Here is an 18,004-nt window from a genome sequence, read left to right on the forward strand (position 1 = left end):
CAGCAGCACCCCGTCGTCCCGCCTACTTGACGGTGCGGCTGAGCGAGTTGTTCGCCGGCGTCGGATCGGCGAGCGAGGTCGACACCGTCGCGTCGATCGTCGTCACCTTGGGCCGCGTGGCGAGCTTCACCGTGTAGGTGATGCTCTGGCCGGCCGCCACGGTGGGGACCGTCCACGTGAGCACCGTGGTGCCCTTGACCTTGCCCGGGGTCCGCACGGCGCCGGGAGCATCGGCGACCGGAGCCGACACCGTCACCCGGGTGGTGGTGGCCCCCGCGTCACGGGTGCCGACGTTCTTGATCGTCACCGTTCCGGAGACCGGCGCGGTCGAGCCGAGACCCGGGGTGGGGGTCATCGCGATCGTCAGGTCGGCCTTCGTGGCCGCGTCGACCTTGAGGGTCCGGGTGACCGCTGGAGCGGCGAGCCAGGTCGCGTCGCCGGCCTGCGTCGCTGTGACGGTGCAGGTCGCCGCACCGGTCAGCGTGACCGTGGCGGTCCCGCGTCCCGTGGCGGTGAGGGTGCAGCTGCCCTTCGCGGCGAAGGTCACCGGGTTGCCCGAGGTGGCGGTGGCGGCCACCGGGTAGGCGACTCCGCGCTCGGGCGCCTTCGGCATCGTCGTCGTGAAGGCGATGGTCTGCGCCTTCTTGACGGCCGGGACGGCCGCCTTCACGGTGATGGACTGCGTCGCCCGCGGCGCCGCCTCGTGCGTCGCGTCACCGGCCTGATCGGCGGTGAGCACGCAGGTGCCGGCCGCGGTGAAGCTCACCGAGCCGTCCGCCACGGAGCAGACCGAGGGCGTCGTCGTGCCGAGGACCACGGGAGCGCTGGACGCGCCTCCGCGGATCGCCGGCCTGTAGGCCGCGCCGCCCACGACCGCGGCGGGCGCGGTCGACGTGAAGGCCAGCGTCTGGCCGCCCCGGGTGATCTCGAACGTGCGCACGGCCTGCGGAGCCGCGCCGTAGCGCGCGTCGCCCGCCTGGTCGAGCGTCAGCGTGCAGGTGCCCGCCGAGTCGTAGGAGACGACTCCGGAGGCGACCGAGCAGGCTCCCGAGGCGGCCAGGACCGGGTCGGCGCTGGAGGGACCGCGGACGATCACCGGGGTGGAGGACCCCCCGACCGCCGCGCCCGTCGGAGCGTCGCCGCCGAACGACACGGTGCCCGCCGCGAGACCGACCGCGATCGACTGCGAGGCCTGCGGGGCCGCCGCGTGGCGGTCGTCGCCCGCCTGATCCGCGGTGATCGTGCAGGTGCCCGACCCGGTGAAGGTCACGACTCCGCTCGCGATCGAGCACGACCCGGTCGCGTCGATCACCACGGGCTTCCCCGAGGGGCCGCCCGTCGCCGTCGGCGTGTAGGTGCCGCCGGCGACCGCCGTGGCCGGAGCCGTCGACGTGAACGCCACCGTCTGCGCGATCCGGGCGATCTCGAAGGTCCGGACGGCCTGGGGAGCGGCGCCGTAGCGCGGATCCCCCGCCTGGTTCAGCGTCAGCGTGCAGGTGCCCGCCGAGTCGTACGACACGACTCCGGAGGCGACCGAGCAGGCGCCCGAGGCGGCGAGCACCGGGTCGGCGCTGGAGGGGCCCTCGACGATCACCGGTGTGGACGAGCCGCCCACCCGCGCATCGGTCGGTGCGTCGCCGCCGAAGGCGACGGAGCCCGCGAGGAGCCCGACCGCGACGGTCTGCGAGACCTGCGCAGCCGCCTGGAAGCGGTCGTCGCCCGCCTGGTCGGCGGTGATCGTGCAGGTGCCGGTCGCCGTGAAGGTGACGACGGCGTCAGCGATGGTGCACGCTCCGGTGGCGCCGAGGACGACGGGCTGCCCGGAGGCGCCGCCCGCCGCGGTCACGGTGTAGGTGTCACCGGGTGCCGCGGTCGCGGGAGCGGTCGACGTGAACGCGAGCGTCTGAGCCGGCAGGCCGACCTGAATGGTCCGGAACTGACCCGGTGCCGCGTCGTACTCGGCGTTGCCGTTCTGGCCGAGGTTGAGCGTGCAGGTGCCGACGCTCGTGAAGGTCACGACGGTCCGTCCCTGCGCGTCCGGGGCGCTGGAGCAGGCGCCGTACACGCCGGCGCTGACGGGCAGCCCCGAGCTCGCCTCCGCCGTCACGACGAGCGTGCCGCCGACCGCGCCCGTCTCGGGGATCGTCGAGGTGATCGTCATCGTCTGCGACCGCTTGAGAACCGTGAAGGCGCGCGAGCGCTGCTGTGCGGGCGCGTACCCGGCTGTGCCGGGCTGGTCCGCCGTGACGGTGCAGACTCCGCCGATCTCGGTGAAGGTCACGACGCCGTCGGCGATCGTGCAGGCGCCTGTCGCGCCGAACGTCACCGGCAGGCCCGAATCGGCCGTCGCGACCGGGGTGTAGCTCGCACCGCTGTGGCGGTCGATGTCCTGGGGATAGTCGTAGGTGATGGTCTGGGTGTCGCGGACGATCTCGAACGATCGCGTGAAGCGCTCCGCCGGCAGATACAGATCGTCGCCGGGCTGGTCGACGCTCACCGTGCAGGTGCCGGCGGCGAGAGGGCGGACGAAGGCGTCGGAGAGGATCGCGCAGACGTCGGGGGTCGAGGTCGTCACCGTCACCGGGAGCCCGTAGTTCGAGCCGGCGTACAGGAGGACGTCGTCGTCGCCCGGACGCACGACGCCGGGAGTGCGGAAGGAGACCTCCTGCGGGAGCTTCGGCAGGTCGAAGCTCGTCCGGATCTGCTCGGCGGGCTCGACGCTCTCGTCGCCGGGCTGGTCCGCCGCGACCGTGCAGGTCCCGGCCTTCAGCGTGCGGGCGTAGCCGGTGGACTGCGTGTTGTAGGTGTCCGCGGGCGTGTCGACCGCGCAGACCTCGGGAGTCAGCGAACTGAAGACGACGAGGCGGTTCGCGGACGACGATGCGCCCAGCTGAACGGTGCCCACGACGGCCGCCTGGCCCGTGTACGGCAGGAACCTGATCGTCTGCGGCAGTCGGGTGATGGTGGCGGAGCGCTCGATCGACGGGGCGGGGAGGAAGTACTCGTTCCCGGGCTGGATCATGGCAACGGTGCAGACCCCTCCGGAGCGGGCACGGATCGCAGTCCCCTCCACCGAGCAGACCTCCGGCGTGCTGCTGAGGTAGGTGACGGGCAGGCCGGAGGACGCCGTCGCGCCGAGGGCGACGTCGGGGCCGTCGAGGCGAAGATCCGTCAGCTCGGGGGCCGTGATCGTCTGCGCGACCGGGACGATGACCACCGGGGGGCGGACGATCGTCTGGGTGCGGTCGTCCGACTGGCTTCTGAGGACCGTGAACGTGCCATCGGCCTGATCCTGGCTGTATCCGACGTACGACGCCCAGTAGAGGGTGGGATCGGTGTAGTCGATCAGGCCTCGCGAGTTCGTCTCGTCCATCGTGATGGTCGCCGTGCCGCGTCCGGGAGTGCCGGGCTGGATGACGAGGGGCACGCGGAAGTACAGGGAGCTGCCGTGCGTGCCGAAGTCGACGTTGTACTGGAGGGTGACGTCGCCGCCGCCGAGCGGGATCCGGGACGGGTCGGCCGTGGTGGTCGTGATGCTGAAGGTGATGTCGTCGCCCACGTTCGACGGGTTCGGCGACGAGGTCACCGTGGTGGTCGTGGTGAAGTCGTCGGGGATCGAGCGGATCACGACGTGAGCGGCTTCGAAGCTGGGCGTGCCGAACACGACGTCCGAAGTCCCCGCGCCCGCGTGGCCGCTGCCGCCGCCGCCGGTGCCCGCGTAGAAGACGAGGAAGGCGAAGCCGTAGTAGCGGCCGCTGCCGCCGCCACCGCCGTACCAGCCGCCACCGCCGCCACCACCGCCGATGGCCGCACCGCCGATCGTGGGCTTGCCGTCACCACCACCGCCGCCGCCGCCGAACGAACCGCCGCTCGCGTTGCCGCCGCCGTAGCCGCCGGCCAGCTGGCTGCCTCCGCCGCCCTTGCCCGCGTAGATGCTGTTGGTGCCCTCCTGCGAGCCGTCCCGGCCGTTCAGCCCTCCGCCCATGCCGTAGTCACCGGCCCAGTTGCCGCCCGCGCCCCCCGCGACGAGCACGCGATCGGTGAGGCCGTACGCGCCGGTGCGCACGTCGGTCGCACCGCTGCCGCCGTCACCGCAGCGGTTGATGGTGCAGCCGAAGCCATCGGTGCCTCCCGTGCCACCGCCGTTCCAGCCACCGAGGGCGCGACGGCCCAGCGAGGTCCCGTTGAACGATCCGTACTCGCCGCGCCCGCCCACGTTGACCTGCAGGACCTGACCGGGCTGCACGGCGAGCTTCGCGGTCGTGAGCCCGCCGTTGCGGCCTCCGTGGACCGTGACGTCGAGCGAGTGCGTGTGGGAGGGCACCGTGAACGTGTCGGGCGCGCCGCCGATCCCGTCGGCGCTGCGATTCGCGTAGCGGCACTCGACCTGGTCGGGGACGGCGATGATCGCCTGGTTGACGACTCCGGCCTCCCCGCAGGCGGCGGAGTCGGCGACCCCGGGCGGCGGTGCGGCCGAGGCGGCCGTCGGCATCGCGACGAGGCCGGCCGCGACGATGAGCGCCGCGACGGCGGTCGCGAGTGTCGAGCGGAAGGACGAGCGGGCGGGTGGTGCGGATCCGGGCACGAGGATCTCCTTGACGGAGCGCGGACCGACTGCTTCTGCGCCGCGGATCCGCTGATGAACGAGTAGCCCCCACTATCCGGCTGTTCGTGGCGGATTCTCAGGCTCGTGGACCCCCCGATGAGGGCTTGATCTGGTGACGGCCGAGAGCTTCGCCCTAGTCGGCCGTCGGGCGCCTCCGCTGCTGCTTCGTCGCCGAGCGCTGCTGCTTCGCCGCGAGATGGCGGCGGCCCGAGCCGCGGGTGGGCCGGGTCGGGCGGCGCGTCGCCGCGGGCGGCGCCAGCGCGGCGGCCACGAGGTCGCGGAGCCGGTCGAGGGCGATCTCGCGGTTGCGCAGCTGCGACCGCTCGCGCTGCACCGTCACCGTGACCGCGCCCGCCACGAGGCGCTGCGCGAGGTGCGCGAGGACGCGCATCCGCTGCTCGTCGTTGAGCGCCGTCGACTCCGCCACGTTCCACGTGAGCTGCACCCGACTGTCGGAGGTGTTGACGTGCTGACCGCCCGGGCCGGAGGACCGCGAGAACCGCCACTGCAGCTCCGGCGCGGGGATGATCAGGCCCGGCCGCACCTCGAGATCCATGCGGCTAGCGTGACACGCCCCGCGCCGGGGCGGGCGGGTGCGGGCCGCTTCCCCGTCGGGAGCGTCACGAGCCCCCGCCCGCACTCTTGGGACACGGTGTCGCTACCCATTGTGGGGGTGTGAGCGCGTCACTAGCTTTCGAGCACTGTCCCCTCCCCCGTCGGATCCCGGCACGCCGGTCGTCTCGTCGCGCCTCGCGAGAGCGACGGGTCCCGCCGACGAGGAGGTCGACGGCCCGATCCGCCCTCTCGAGAAAGGCGACACCATGTCGTCATCGCTCCACCTCTCCTGCCCGCTCCCCACTCCGACGGTGACACTGTGAAGGCCCCGCGCCGCTCACGGCTCGCCCTGCTCGCCGCCGCGCTGATCGCCGGCACCGCGGGCCTCACCCCCGTGCTCAGCGCCGCCGCGGCTGAGGACTTCGCCTCGACCGAGGTCACCTGCGTCGGCGGCAGCCCGACCAGCGCGGTCGTCTCCGGGACCGTCGAGGGCGGCAACGACCTCGAGGACCCGGTGATCCTCGGTCTCCTGCTCAACGACGAGCCCGTCGAGCAGGCGAACCCCGTCGACTCCGCCGGCACCTTCGCCTTCGACCCGGTGTCCGTCGAGGCGGGAGACACCCTCGAGATCTTCGTCGGGGACGCGACGAACGTGCAGTACACGTACGACGTGACCGAGGCGTCGTGTGAGGCCACGCCCACGCCGACTCCGACGGAGACCGGCACGCCGACGCCGGAGCCCACCGCGACGTCCACCCCGACCGGGACGCCGACTCCGACCTCGACCCCCGAGCCCACCGGAACCCCGACGCCGACCACGACCCCCGAGCCCACCGCGACTCCGACGGCCACGCCAACGCCCACCGCGACGCCCACGCCGACCGCGACGCCCACCGCGACTCCGACCCCGACCGCCACCGCGGCGCCGGTGACCGTCTCGCGCATCGCCGGCGTCGACCGTCAGGACACCGCCGCGAAGCTCTCGGCGGCGACGTTCGGCACGAACGTGCCCGTCGTCTTCGTCGCCACCGGCGGCAACTTCCCCGACGCACTGAGCGCGGGGCCCGCCGCCGCGAAGCAGGGCGGACCGCTGCTGCTGGTCGACCGCGACTCCATGTCGCAGCCGGTCCGCGACGAGCTGATCCGGCTCAAGCCGACCAGGATCGTCGTCGTCGGCTCGGAGCTGAGCATCAGCGAGAGCCTCAAGAACGACCTCGCCCAGTACACGAAGAACGGCGACATCCGGCGCATCGGAGGGGTAGACCGCTACGACACGGCCGCGAAGATCGTCGAGGCCGCCTTCCCCAAGGGCTCCTCGCAGGCCTGGCTCGCCACCGGTGAGAAGTTCCCCGACGCCCTCGCCGCCGCCGCAGCGGCCGGCTCGGCCGGAGCGCCCGTCCTCCTGGTGAACGGCGGCCTCGGCACTGCCGACGCCACCACGAACAGCCTCATCACGGAGCTCGGCGTGAAGAAGCTGACGATCGCCGGCAGCGCCCTCTCGGTCAGCGACGGCATCGCCGCGTCGCTCCCCGTCACTCCGACCCGGATCGGAGGCGTCGACCGCTACGACACGTCGGTGCAGCTCAACCGCGCCGCCTTCCCCTCGGCATCGACGGTCTACCTCGCCACCGGCGAGAAGTTCCCGGATGCCCTCGCCGGAGCGACCAGCGCCGGCTTCACCAAGAGCCCGCTCTACACGGTGCAGCCCGACTGCGTGCCGCAGCCCGTGCTCGACGACATCGAGCGCCTCGGCGCCTCGAAGGTCGTCCTGCTCGGCGGCCCGACCACCCTCTCCGAGAAGGTGGCCGCGCTGACGGCCTGCAGCTGATCCGCTAGGCCGAGTCGCCCGAGGGCACCCCGTCACAGGGGCGCTCTCGGGCGATTCTGCGCCATCCTCCGGCACCCCCCTTTTGGGATACAGCGTCGCATCCCATTGCCGACGCGCGGAGCGTGACGCTAGCTTTCGAGCACCGTTCCGCCCCTTGCCGGTTCCGGGCATCCCGGTCGCATCGTCGCGCCTCGCGTGAGCGACCGGTCCCTCCGACAAGGACGTCGACGGCCCGATCCGCCCTCTCGAGAAAGGCGACACGATGTCGTCACCGCTCCACCTCTCCTGCCTGCTCCCCGCTCCGGTGGTGGCACTGTGAAGGCCCCGCGCCGCTCACGGCTCGCCCTGCTCGCTGTCGCACTGATCGCCGGCACCGCGGGTCTCACCCCTGCGCTCAGCGCCGCCGCTGCCGCCTCCACCGCCTCGACCGCCGTCACCTGCGAGGCCGGCGTCCCGGTCAGCGCGGTCGTCTCCGGCACCACGGACCCCACGGCCGAGCCCGTCGTCATCGGCCTCGCTCGCAACGCCAGCACCGTCGAGCAGAAGACCGTCCCCGCTTCCGGCGGCGCGTTCACCTTCGCCCCGGTGGGCGTCTCGACCGGCGACACGCTCCAGGTCTGGGCCGCCAGCTCCGCGAACGTGCAGTACACCTACCGGGTCACCGCGCAGTCGTGCGGGGGCACGCCGACGCCGACCCCGACTCCGACGGGGACCGCCACGCCGACGCCGGAGCCCACCGCGACGGCCACTCCGACCGCCACGCCCACCGCGACGGCCACCCCGACCGCGACGCCCACGGCGACCGCCACGCCGACCGCGACCCCCACCCCGACGGGCACCCCGGGAGCCCCGGCCGTCACCCGCATCGCCGGAGTCGACCGCCAGGACACCGCCGCCAAGATCTCGGCCGCGACCTTCTCGGCGAACGTGCCCGTCGTCTTCGTCGCCACCGGCGGCAACTTCCCCGACGCCCTCGCCGCCGGTCCCGCCGCCGCGAAGCAGGGCGGACCGCTCCTGCTGGTCGACCGCGATTCCATGTCGCAGTCGGTCCGCGACGAGCTGCGCCGCCTCAAGCCGACCAAGATCGTCGTCGTCGGCTCCGACCTGAGCATCAGCGAGCGCCTCGCGACCGAGCTCTCCGCCTACGCGAAGACCGGCGAGGTCGAGCGCATCGGAGGCGTCGACCGCTACGACACCGCCGCGAAGCTCGTCCAGGGCGCGTTCCCGCGAGGTTCGTCGCAGGCGTGGCTCGCCACCGGCGAGAAGTTCCCCGACGCCCTCGCCGCCGCTGCCGCAGCCGGCTCCTACCGCGCGCCCGTCATCCTGGTGAACGGTGGCCTCAGCCGCGCTGACGCGACCACGACCTCTCTCGTCGACGGTCTCGGCATCAAGAAGCTGACGATCGCCGGCGACCCCCTCTCGGTCAGCACCGGCATCGAGGCGTCGTTCCGCACCCCGACCGTCCGCATCGGAGGCGTCGACCGCTACGACACGTCGGTGCAGCTCAACCGCGCCGCCTTCACGGCCGCGTCGACGGTCTACCTCGCCACCGGCGAGAACTTCCCCGACGCCCTCGCCGGAGCGACCGCCGCCGGCTTCACGAAGAACCCGCTCTACACCGTGAAGCCCGACTGCGTGCCGCAGGGCGTGCTCGACGACATCACGACCCTCGGCGCCACGAAGGTCGTCCTGCTCGGTGGCACGAACACCCTCTCGGAGGGAGTCGCGACGCTGACGGCGTGCCGCTGATCCACTGAGCCGAGTCGCCCGGGAACGCCCTGTCAGAGGGGCGCTCCCGGGCGATTCGTCTGTCGGGCGCTCTCGCCTGCCGGTCGCTCCGCGGGCGTCAGACCGACGGCGACACCCCGTGCAGCGCCGCGGCCGCCGTCGGCAGCGACAGCGACGTGAACCGCCGCACCTGCGCCGTGAGCGCGCGCTCGGTGGGGAGCCGCTCCATCGACGACGCCCCGTAGAAGCCGTCGATGCCGACCGCGTTGCTGAGCACGTACTGCGCGTCCTCGGGCTCGGCCACCGGGCCGCCGTGCACGAGCACGATCACGTCGTCGCGCACGCTGCGCGCCGCCGCCGCCCACGCCGAGGCCAGGGCGACGCCGTCGTCGAGGGTGCGCGCGGTCTCGGCGCCGATCGAGCCGCCGGTGGTGAGGCCGAGGTGCACGACGACCACGTCGGCGCCCGCCTCGGTCATCGCGACCGCGTCCTCCTCCGAGAACACGTACGGCGTGGTCAGCAGGTCCTCGGCGCGGGCCGCGCGGATCAGCTCGACCTCCTTGTCGTAGCCCATCCCGGTCTCCTCGAGATTGGCGCGGAAGTTGCCGTCGATGAGGCCGACGGTCGGGAAGTTCTGCACGCCAGAGAAGCCCTGGTCCTTCAGCTGCCGGAGGAAGCGCGGCGCATCGAGGAACGGATCCGTGCCGTTCACCCCCGCGAGCACCGGAGTGCGCTGCGGCACGGTGAGGATCTCGCGGCCCATGTCGACGACGATGTCGTTCGCGTTGCCGTAGGCGAGCAGGCCGCTGAGCGAGCCGCGGCCCGCCATCCGGAAGCGGCCGGAGTTGTAGATGATGATCAGGTCGGCGCCTCCGTCCTCCTCGCACTTCGCCGAGAGACCGGTGCCGGCGCCGGCCCCGACGATCGGTTCGCGCAGGGCGACCTTGGTGCGCAGGCGGTCGAGGATGTCGGTGCGGCTGACGAAGGTCATGAGTGCGCTCCCTGGAGGGTCGGTGTGCGGGGTGCGATGATCGCGGCGTGCAGCCGGTCGACGGCCGCGTCGGCGAAGCCCGGATCGTTGATGTCGGTGTCGATCTCGACGAGGTCGACCGCGGAGCCGGCGAGCCCGGTGCGGACGGCGGCGAAGAGTGCGTCGTCGGCCTCGGCGTCGGCGAAGGGCCCGCCGGGCACGGCGATGGCCGAGACTCCGCCGAGCGGCAGCAGCACGGTGGTCGGTCCGGAGGCGGCAGCGGCCCGGGCGGCCAGCCGGGCTCCCAGCTCGGCGCACTCGGCCGCGGTGGTGCGCATGAGCGTGACGCTCGAGTTGTGCACGTGCAGCCGGCGCTCGTGGAACCGCTCGGGGACGGTGTCGACCGCGCCGAAGTTCACCATGTCGAGCGCGCCGACCGAGACCACCTGCGGCACGCCGGCGAGGCCCGCGGCGGTCAGCCGATCCGGGCCCGCCGAGAACACCCCGCCGACCAGCTCGTCGGCCAGCTCGGTCGTGGTCAGGTCGAGCACCCCGGCGAAGAAGCCCTGGGCGATGAGCGACTCCATCGCGCGCCCTCCGGTGCCGGTCATGTGGAAGACGAGCACCTCGTAGCCGAGCTCCTCGAGCCGCTCCCGCGCCCGCGTGACGCACGGAGTGGTCACGCCGAACATGCTGGCGGCGACCATCGGGCGCGCCTCGCGGTCGGGCACCGCGTCGGCGGCGACCATCCCGGCCACGGCCGCCGCGGCGTTGGCGAGGATGCGCAGCGAGATCCGGTTGAGTCCGGCGATGTCGACGACCGACGGCGCGAGGATGAGGTCGGTGCTGCCCACGTACTGCTCGGTCGCTCCGGAGGCCGCGGTCGAGACGATGAGCTTCGGGAACCCCAGCGGCAGCCCGGCGAAGGCGGTCGCGGCGAGCGAGGTCCCTCCGGTGCCGCCGAGGGCGAGCGCGCCCTGCACGGTCCCCTCGGCGACGAGGTCGCGGACGATCACCGTCGCTCCGGCCGCCATGACGGACATCGCGGCGCCCCGATCACCGCCGACGAGGAGGGCGGCCAGGGTCGAGCCTCCGGCACGGGCGACCTCGTCGCGGCCGATGTCGGGCGCGAAGCTCGGCGCGCCCAGGACGCCCACGTCGACCACGATCGAGTCGACACCGGCCGAGCGGAGCCGCTCCCGGAGGAACGCGTACTCCTCGCCCTTGGTGTCGAGGGTTCCGAGCAGCACGACAGTGTGCGCCATCGCAGGGTCCTTCCGTCCGATCCCGCAGAGACCGGATGTTTGACCCGGCCGCGGATTGCTCCCATGATGTGCCGATGACCTACGAGGCAGCGAGTGCCAATGCGTTCCGATTGGTCGCGGTGGGCGCGAGCCGCCTCCTCCGGCTCCTGGGCGAGTGGCAGCAGGGCGAGAGCGCACTGCACGAGGAGCTCGCCGCGGGGCTGCGGACGCTCATCCGCAGCGGGACTCTGCCGTCGGGCTCGCGCCTGCCCTCCGAGCGGGTGCTCGGCGCGGCGCTGGGCGTCAGCCGCAACACGGTGACCAAGGCGCTCGACGACCTCCGCGCCGAGGGCCTGCTCTCGAGCCGGAGGGGCGACGGCACCTACGTGAGCGCCTCGCGCCGCCCGCAGACGAGTCACGGTGGAGACCGCCTGCGCTCGTTCGTCGGCGAGGCGGCGGCCGGCGACCGCATCGATCTGCGCAGCGCCGCGCTGCCCGGCCTGCCGATGGTGGCCGACGAGTTCAACGCGATCGACGGCTCCCGCACCCGCGAGCTCGTGGCCGGCCACGGCTACCTCCCCGCCGGGCTCGCCGAGCTGCGGCTCGCCGTCGCCGGGTACTACACCGACCTCGGCCTGCCGACCACGCCGGAGCACATCCTGATCACGTCCGGGGCGCAGCAGGCGCTCCGCCTCGCCGCCGCGATGTTCATCGGCCCCGGCTCCACGGTGCTGGTCGAGGAGCCGACGTTCCGCGGCGCCATCGAGTCGCTGAAGGCGCTCGGCGCCCGCCTCGTCGGCGTCGCCTCGGGGCCCGACGGCATCGACGTCGACGAGCTCGCCCGCCAGACCGCCGCGCTGAAGCCCGCGCTGATCGTGGTGCAGTCGACCGCGCAGAACCCGACCGGATCGGTGCTCGACCACTTCCACCGCAGCCGCCTCGCCACGATCTCGACGCGGTACGCCGTCCCCGTGATCGACGACGCGACGCTGGCCGACACCGTCATCGACGGCGAGCGCCGGCCCATCCCGCTCGCCGCGGGCGGCGACTCGATCATGACCGTCGGATCGGTGAGCAAGTCGTTCTGGGGCGGGCTGCGGGTCGGCTGGCTGCGCGCCCGCCCGGATCTCGTGGCCGAGCTCGCGGCCGTGAAGGGCGGGGAGGATCTCGGCACCTCGGTGCTCGCCCAGATCGTGGCCGCCCGGCTGCTGGGGCGGATCGAGCGGGCACGCGACGAGCGCCTCCTGATGCTCTCGGAGCACCGGCGGCTCGTGCTCGACGCGGTCGCCGAGCACCTGCCGACCTGGACGCCGCAGATCCCCCAGGGCGGTGGCTCGCTCTGGATCCGGCTCCCCGAAGCGCGCGCCACCGCGCTCGCCCAGCGCGCCGAGCGGGCGGGAGTGCGGATCCTGCCCGGACCGACGTTCAGCGTCGACGACCGTCTCGACGACTTCGTGCGCATCTCGTACGCCAACGACCCCGCGCTGACCCGCGCCGGCGTCGAGATCCTGGCCGCGACCTGGAACACGCTTACCGATTGACCGCCTCCGTGGGCCATCGTGCCCGCATTGGCTCTCTCTTCGTTCACACCGGCCCTCCAAGCTGAACTCGCAGCGGCGATCGTGCCGCTCGACGCCGAGGTCGCATCCCCTGACTTCGTCGTCCGACGAGGAGGTCCGGATGAACGCCAACGCCCCGCAGAGCACGAGCGCAGAGCGCACCACACCCCATCGCATCGCGGTCGTGGGCGCCGGAGGCGTCAGCGAGATGCACTTCGACGGCTTCCGCCTGCGGCCCGAGCGGATCGACGTGGTCGCCGTGATCGACCCGTCGGCCGAGCGCCGAGAGTGGGCCACCACGACCTACGGAGTCCCGAACGCCTTCGCGAGCATCGCCGAGGCCCTCGCCGCGGTCGAGTTCGATGTCGCCGTGGTCTGCACACCCAGCCACGTGAGGCTCGAGACGGTGCGCGAGCTGGCCGCCGCGGGCAAGCACATCCTGGTCGAGAAGCCCTTCGCCGACGGCATCGACGAGGCGCGCGAGCTCGTGCGCATCACCGACGAGGCCGGCGTGCAGCTGGCCGTCGACCAGAACTTCCGCGAGCACTACGGCTTCGAGCTCGCCCGCGAGCTGATCCGGGCCGGTCGCATCGGCCGGGTCCGCGTGATCAACCACCGCGAGCTGATGCACCGCGTCGACGGCGGCTGGCGCAACGAGCAGCCGCACCACGCGCTGATGGTGATGGGCGTGCACTGGCTCGACGGCTTCCGCCGCCTGATCGACCAGGACGCCACCTGGCTGGTCGCCCGCACCTTCTCGTCGCCGTCGATCCCGGCCGTCGGCGAGACCGACGCCAACCTGCAGATCCACTTCGGCGACGTCACCGTGACCTACACCGACAGCTTCTCGAGCTGGATCACCCAGTGGGACACCATCGTCCTCGGAGACGAGGGCACGCTGCACATCACCGGCGGAGGCATCACCCTCGCCGGTCCCGAGGGCACCGAGCGGATCGAGAACCCGCTCTCGACGGGCGAGGCGAAGCCGCTCACCGCCTACGGCGCGCTGGCCGGCCTGCTCGACGCGGTCGAGACCGGGGTCGAGGCCCCCAACTCCGGCCGCGACAACCTCAAGACCGTGTCGCTGATCGACGGCGCGTACCGCTCGGCCGAGACGGGTGCGCCGATCGAACTGGTCGACGGACTGCTGCCGTCCGAGCTGGTCGGCGGGCTGCGGCCGTGACCACCGTGCTGCAGCCGTCCGAGCGGGCGGTCGTCCGGCCGCCCGCGGTGACGCCTCCGCCCCGCACGCCCGTCGCGGCGTTCCGAGAGCTGCTCCAGGTCCGCGCCTTCGCGATCCCGCTGCTCATCGTCTTCGCGGTGCTGTTCGCGTATCCGCTCGCGCAGTCGCTCTACTGGAGCTTCACCGACTTCGGCGGCTACAGCACCGAGGTCTCGTTCGTCGGCCTCGACAACTACGCGGCGATCTTCACCGACCCGTCGATGATCGCGGGCCTCGGCTTCACGATCCTCTTCACGCTCGGCACGACTGTGTTGATCACCGTGATCGCGATCCCGACCGCGGTCGTCCTCAACCGGGCCTTCCTCGGCCGCAACTTCGTCCGCTCGGTCTTCTTCTTCCCGTCGATCCCGAGCGTGGCGATCCTCGGTCTGGTCTGGGGGTTCATCCTCTCGCCGCTCGGCTCGGGCGCCCTCAACTCGCTCCTGCAGAGCACCTTCGGCGTCGGACCGGTCCCATGGCTCTCCGACTCCGCGCTCGCCCAGCTCTCAGTGATCGTCGTGGGTGTGTGGTCGAACGCCGGCTGGCACGCGATCCTCTACCTCGCGTACCTCCAGTCGATCCCGGCCGATCTCTACGAGGTCGCGACGGTCGACGGAGCCTCGGCCCTGCAGAAGTTCCGGCACATCACCGTGCCGCTGCTCACCCCGGCGCTGACGATCAGCTGCCTCCTGCTGATGACCAGCGGGCTCAAGGTCTACGAGCTGCCGTTCACCCTGACCAGCGGCGGCCCCGGATTCTCGACCAACACGATCACGCAGACCATCATCCAGAACGGCATCTCGCAGGCCCAGTTCGGCCGCGCCTCCGCCCTGGCCGTGGTGTTCATGCTGCTGGTGGGCGCCATCGTCGCCGTGCAGCTGATCCTCTCGAACCGCCTCGAACGGAGGACGTCATGAGCCGCACCGCCGCCGCTCCCGCCGCCGCTCCCGCTCGCCGCCTCGAGATCCTGCGGCCCGGCGCCCTGCTCACCACCGCGATCATGATCCCGCTGGCCCTGATCGTCGGCCTGCCGTTCTACTACATCGTCGTCAACACGTTCAAGACGCAGGCCGAGACCGCCGCGGCTCCCCTCGCACTGCCCACCGTCTGGCGGCTCGACACCTACGCCCGCGTCCTCGAGGACGTGCCGATCGCGCAGGCCTTCGGCAACACGCTGCTGGTCACCGCGGTGTCGATCGTGCTGATGCTCCTGATCGGGTCGCTCGCGGCCTTCTCGGTGATCCTCCGCCGCTCGCGCTTCGTGACGATCGTGTTCGTGATCGCCTTCCTCGTCCCGGGGCAGGTGACGCTGATCCCGCTCTACCGGCTCTTCGCGCAGCTCGGCCTCGTCGACTCGCTGTGGGGGCTGATCCTGATGTACACGGCCGGATCAGTGTTCTGCTACTTCCTCATCGTCGGCTACATGCGCACCATCCCCGGCGAGATGATCGAGGCCGCCAAGCTCGACGGCGCCTCGCCGTTCCAGATCTACTGGCGCATCGCGCTGCCGCTGATCCGCCCGATCCTCATCACGGTCGGCGTGTTCCAGACGATGTGGGTGTGGAACGACTTCCTCACCCCGGTCGTCTTCCTCAGCTCCGAGCAGAACCAGACGCTCGTGCTGCAGGTCTACAAGGCCGTCGGCGAGTTCTCCGTCGACTGGCCGGCGTTCCTCGCCCTCTCCGTCCTCGCGCTGATCCCGATGGTGATCTTCTTCGTCGCCATGCAGCGCCACATCGTCAACGGCCTCCTGGCCGGCAGCGTCAAGGGCTGACCCGTCATGCCCCCTACCCAGAAAGCGAGTCCTGCAATGTCGCACCGCTCCCGCCTCCGCACCGCCCTCCTCGGGGGTGTCGCTCTCGCCCTCGTGCTGAGCGGCTGCTCCGCCTCGGGCGGTGGTGACGGACGCACGACGCTCACGTTCATGACGTGGGACAACCCCGAGACCATGGAGCCCGTGGTCGCCGCCTTCGAGGAGGCGAACCCCGACATCCGCGTCGAGGTCTCGCACGCCCCGCCCGTGGCCGAGTACATCTCGACCCTGCAGAACCGCCTGCTCGCCGGCACGGCCGCCGACGTCTTCGTGATGGGCTCCGAGAACAAGACCAACCTGATCGACGGCGAGCTGGTGATGGACATCACCGACGAGCCCTACATGGACGTCGTCGCGCCGCTGAACAAGGAGATCCGCGGGCGGGACGGCCGCACCTACGGTCTCTCGATCTCGTCGTGGTCGACCGGCCTCGCCTACGACGCCGACCTGATCGCCTCGCTCGGCTACGACGAGTTCCCGACCGAGTGGGACGACTTCGTGCAGCTGCTGCGCGACCTCAAGACCACCGGAGTCACCCCGTACCTCGAGCCGTGGGGCGCGCTGCCGGACAGCATCGCCTCGAGCGTCGGCGCCGCGAACGCGCGCAACGGCGTGAGCGACCTCGACGCCTTCGACGGCGGAGGCTCGTTCGAGGAGAACTGGGCGGAGCCGCTGAGCCAGTGGGCCGCGCTGTTCGACGAGGGCCTGATCTCGAAGGACGTGGTCGGAGTGAACGCCGACCAGGTGCTCGAGGAGTTCGTCACCGGCCGTGCCGCCATGATCCCGATGGGCCCGTGGAACGTCACGAAGGTCCCCGAGCTGAACCCTGATCTCAACTGGAAGATCGCCGGCTTCCCGCAGCCCGACGGCGAGCCGTGGTTCTCGGGCAACGCCTCCCCCGGCTGGGTGATCAACGCGAAGGCCAAGGAGCCGGAGGCCGCGCAGGCGTTCCTCGGCTTCCTCGCCAGCCCCGAGGGCGTCGAGGCCTTCCAGCAGGCGACGAACTCGATGACCACGACCACCAACTACGAGCCCGTCATCGACGAGCACCTCGCGCCCAACCTCCTCGCCCTGCAGGAGGGCCGCGTCTACCTGCCGCAGGCCGCCTGGCCGCGCTACCAGGACGCGCTGAACGTCGAGATGGTGGCGCAGCTGCAGCTGATGGCGCAGGGGCAGCTGACCCCGGCCGAGGTCGGGGCGGCGCTGGACGCGAAGGTCGCGCAGCTCGGGGGCTAGCCCCGCTCGGCGCCCGGCCCGCGTGGGCCGGGCGCCCCTATTGCTACTGAGGGCCACGCGCCCTGATGAGAAGGAGACGACATGATCGAGAACCAGACCCGCCGCGGAGGCTTCGTGCCCCAGGGCGCCGCCACCGTGGCCCCGCAGGAGTGGGGCCGGCTGGAGTGGATGATCGCCGGTTCGGAGGGGAACTCCGACGTCCTCACCGTCGGCAGGTGCTTCATCCAGCCCGGCCGCAACAATCCCGTGCACCACCACCCCAACTGCGACGAGGTGCTCACCGTCATCCGCGGCCGCATCCGCAACCGCGTCAACGACGACTACATCGAGATGGGCCCCGGCGACACCATCTCCATCCCCCTCGGCGCCACCCACAACGCCGTCAACATCGGCGACGAGGAGTGCGAGCTGCTCATCATCTTCGACACCGCCGAGCGCGAGGTGATCGGAGAATGAGCGTGCAGCGACTGGCGTTTTCGAAGTATCTCGAGGCTTCGGAGGTGCCTGTCCTTCTGGGTCGTTTCCGGGAGGAGGGGTACGAGGGGCTGCAGTTGAAGGGGGCGCAGTACTCCTCTTATATCGACGACCCGTCTCGTGCCCTCGCCGAGCTGGGCGACGACCCGGGGATCTACTCGGCGCTCATCACCGGCGACTCGCTCGATGAGGCGGGGCAGGAGCGGATCGGGCGGACCATCGCGTTCGCCGCCGCTGTCGGGGCCGAGCGGATCGTGTTCTGCCACGGGCACCCGCACGAGGGGGTGGATGCTTCGATGCGGCGGTCGTTCGCCCGCACGCTGCTCGACATCGCTGCGCGGTCGCGAGAGGCGGGGGTGGCGTTCTCGCTGCACCACCACACCGATCAGCCGGTGATGGAGCTGCCGGACTTCCGCGAGTTCTTCGACGGGGTGGAGCCGGGGGTGCTCGGTCTGACCGTCGATACGGCGCACCTGGCGCGGTCGGGCGTCGAGGATCTACCGGGATTCATCGACGAGTTCGGGGCGTACGTCGACAATCTGCATCTGAAGGACTACTCGGTGCCGGTCGGGCGCGATGGGGAGTGGCGGGTTGCGGGGGACGGGGTGCTGGATTTGGCCGGGGTGCTCGATGCGCTCGATCGTGCGGACTACGCGGGGTGGATCTGTGTGGATGAGGAGAGCACGGCGTCGCTGGAAGACGGGCTGCGGGAGTCGCGCGGGTGGCTGGCGCGTCGGGAGGCGGCGAGGGTCTAGGCCTGGCTCATCTG

Annotated in this window: 13 protein-coding genes; 9 read left to right on the forward strand and 4 right to left on the reverse strand. The window is 71.9% G+C overall.

Annotation, left to right across the window (positions count from 1 at the left end; translation table 11 throughout):
- Positions 1–22 precede the first annotated feature (22 nt).
- Both GSU68_RS17225 and arfB read right to left on the reverse strand, forming a co-directional pair.
- The gene (locus GSU68_RS17225) at positions 23–4,585 is read right to left on the reverse strand and encodes a glycine-rich protein (RefSeq protein ID WP_159909864.1); all 4,563 of its coding nucleotides are present in this window, start codon (positions 4,583–4,585) and stop codon (positions 23–25) included.
- 154 nt (positions 4,586–4,739) lie between these two features.
- Positions 4,740–5,162, reverse strand: a complete 423-nt coding sequence (gene arfB, locus GSU68_RS17230) for an alternative ribosome rescue aminoacyl-tRNA hydrolase ArfB (RefSeq protein ID WP_159909865.1) — start codon at positions 5,160–5,162, stop codon at positions 4,740–4,742.
- A gap of 318 nt (positions 5,163–5,480) precedes the next feature.
- On the opposite strand from arfB, the gene GSU68_RS17235 reads away from it, so the two are divergent.
- Positions 5,481–6,989, forward strand: a complete 1,509-nt coding sequence (locus tag GSU68_RS17235) for a cell wall-binding repeat-containing protein (protein WP_159909866.1) — start codon at positions 5,481–5,483, stop codon at positions 6,987–6,989.
- A 315-nt stretch (positions 6,990–7,304) separates the two neighbouring features.
- Entirely contained in the window at positions 7,305–8,738 is a 1,434-nt protein-coding gene (locus tag GSU68_RS17240; protein WP_159909867.1) for a cell wall-binding repeat-containing protein, read from the forward strand.
- 97 nt (positions 8,739–8,835) lie between these two features.
- Here GSU68_RS17240 and GSU68_RS17245 read toward each other — a convergent pair whose 3' ends face one another.
- Both GSU68_RS17245 and GSU68_RS17250 read right to left on the reverse strand, forming a co-directional pair.
- Entirely contained in the window at positions 8,836–9,708 is an 873-nt protein-coding gene (locus tag GSU68_RS17245) for a phosphoenolpyruvate hydrolase family protein (protein WP_159909868.1), read from the reverse strand.
- On the reverse strand, positions 9,705–10,952 hold the full coding sequence (locus GSU68_RS17250; RefSeq protein WP_159909869.1) for a Tm-1-like ATP-binding domain-containing protein: 1,248 nt from the start codon (positions 10,950–10,952) through the stop codon (positions 9,705–9,707). Before GSU68_RS17250 ends, GSU68_RS17245 begins: the two co-directional genes overlap by 4 nt.
- Positions 10,953–11,026: 74 nt before the next feature.
- Between GSU68_RS17250 and GSU68_RS17255 the strand changes: the two genes are divergently transcribed.
- The 7 genes from GSU68_RS17255 (at position 11,027) to GSU68_RS17285 (ending at position 17,990) form a co-directional block, all read left to right on the forward strand.
- Complete coding sequence (locus GSU68_RS17255; RefSeq protein WP_159909870.1) at positions 11,027–12,472, forward strand: PLP-dependent aminotransferase family protein; 1,446 nt, start codon at positions 11,027–11,029, stop codon at positions 12,470–12,472.
- A gap of 139 nt (positions 12,473–12,611) precedes the next feature.
- Positions 12,612–13,673: a Gfo/Idh/MocA family oxidoreductase gene (locus GSU68_RS17260; RefSeq protein WP_159909871.1), complete on the forward strand. Its 1,062-nt coding sequence runs from the start codon at positions 12,612–12,614 to the stop codon at positions 13,671–13,673.
- Positions 13,670–14,629, forward strand: coding sequence for a sugar ABC transporter permease (locus GSU68_RS17265; RefSeq protein ID WP_244259324.1), 960 nt, complete (start codon positions 13,670–13,672; stop codon positions 14,627–14,629). Before GSU68_RS17260 ends, GSU68_RS17265 begins: the two co-directional genes overlap by 4 nt.
- On the forward strand, positions 14,626–15,486 hold the full coding sequence (locus GSU68_RS17270; protein WP_159909872.1) for a carbohydrate ABC transporter permease: 861 nt from the start codon (positions 14,626–14,628) through the stop codon (positions 15,484–15,486). The genes GSU68_RS17265 and GSU68_RS17270 overlap by 4 nt, the downstream gene beginning before the upstream one ends.
- A 36-nt stretch (positions 15,487–15,522) precedes the next feature.
- Positions 15,523–16,761 carry an extracellular solute-binding protein gene (locus tag GSU68_RS17275; protein ID WP_159909873.1) on the forward strand — a complete coding sequence of 413 codons (1,239 nt, stop codon included), beginning with the start codon at positions 15,523–15,525 and terminating at the stop codon, positions 16,759–16,761.
- Between the two features lie 81 nt (positions 16,762–16,842).
- Positions 16,843–17,217 (forward strand): cupin domain-containing protein, encoded by a 375-nt coding sequence (locus tag GSU68_RS17280; protein WP_159909874.1) that lies wholly within the window; start codon positions 16,843–16,845, stop codon positions 17,215–17,217.
- Positions 17,214–17,990, forward strand: a complete 777-nt coding sequence (locus GSU68_RS17285; protein ID WP_159909875.1) for a sugar phosphate isomerase/epimerase — start codon at positions 17,214–17,216, stop codon at positions 17,988–17,990. The genes GSU68_RS17280 and GSU68_RS17285 overlap by 4 nt, the downstream gene beginning before the upstream one ends.
- The last annotated feature ends 14 nt before the right edge of the window (positions 17,991–18,004 follow it).

The organism is Rathayibacter sp. VKM Ac-2759 (assembly GCF_009834225.1).
Lineage (GTDB): Bacteria > Actinomycetota > Actinomycetes > Actinomycetales > Microbacteriaceae > Rathayibacter.

Excerpts from the sequence above, each read along its gene's own strand:
- arfB (WP_159909865.1), bottom strand. The coding sequence starts at position 5,162 with ATGGATCTCGAGGTGCGGCCGGGCCTGATCATCCCCGCGCCGGAGCTG.
- GSU68_RS17245 (WP_159909868.1), bottom strand. The coding sequence starts at position 9,708 with ATGACCTTCGTCAGCCGCACCGACATCCTCGACCGCCTGCGCACCAAG.
- GSU68_RS17250 (WP_159909869.1), bottom strand. The coding sequence starts at position 10,952 with ATGGCGCACACTGTCGTGCTGCTCGGAACCCTCGACACCAAGGGCGAG.
- GSU68_RS17255 (WP_159909870.1), top strand. The coding sequence starts at position 11,027 with ATGACCTACGAGGCAGCGAGTGCCAATGCGTTCCGATTGGTCGCGGTG.
- GSU68_RS17260 (WP_159909871.1), top strand. The coding sequence starts at position 12,612 with ATGAACGCCAACGCCCCGCAGAGCACGAGCGCAGAGCGCACCACACCC.
- GSU68_RS17270 (WP_159909872.1), top strand. The coding sequence starts at position 14,626 with ATGAGCCGCACCGCCGCCGCTCCCGCCGCCGCTCCCGCTCGCCGCCTC.
- GSU68_RS17275 (WP_159909873.1), top strand. The coding sequence starts at position 15,523 with ATGTCGCACCGCTCCCGCCTCCGCACCGCCCTCCTCGGGGGTGTCGCT.
- GSU68_RS17280 (WP_159909874.1), top strand. The coding sequence starts at position 16,843 with ATGATCGAGAACCAGACCCGCCGCGGAGGCTTCGTGCCCCAGGGCGCC.
- GSU68_RS17285 (WP_159909875.1), top strand. The coding sequence starts at position 17,214 with ATGAGCGTGCAGCGACTGGCGTTTTCGAAGTATCTCGAGGCTTCGGAG.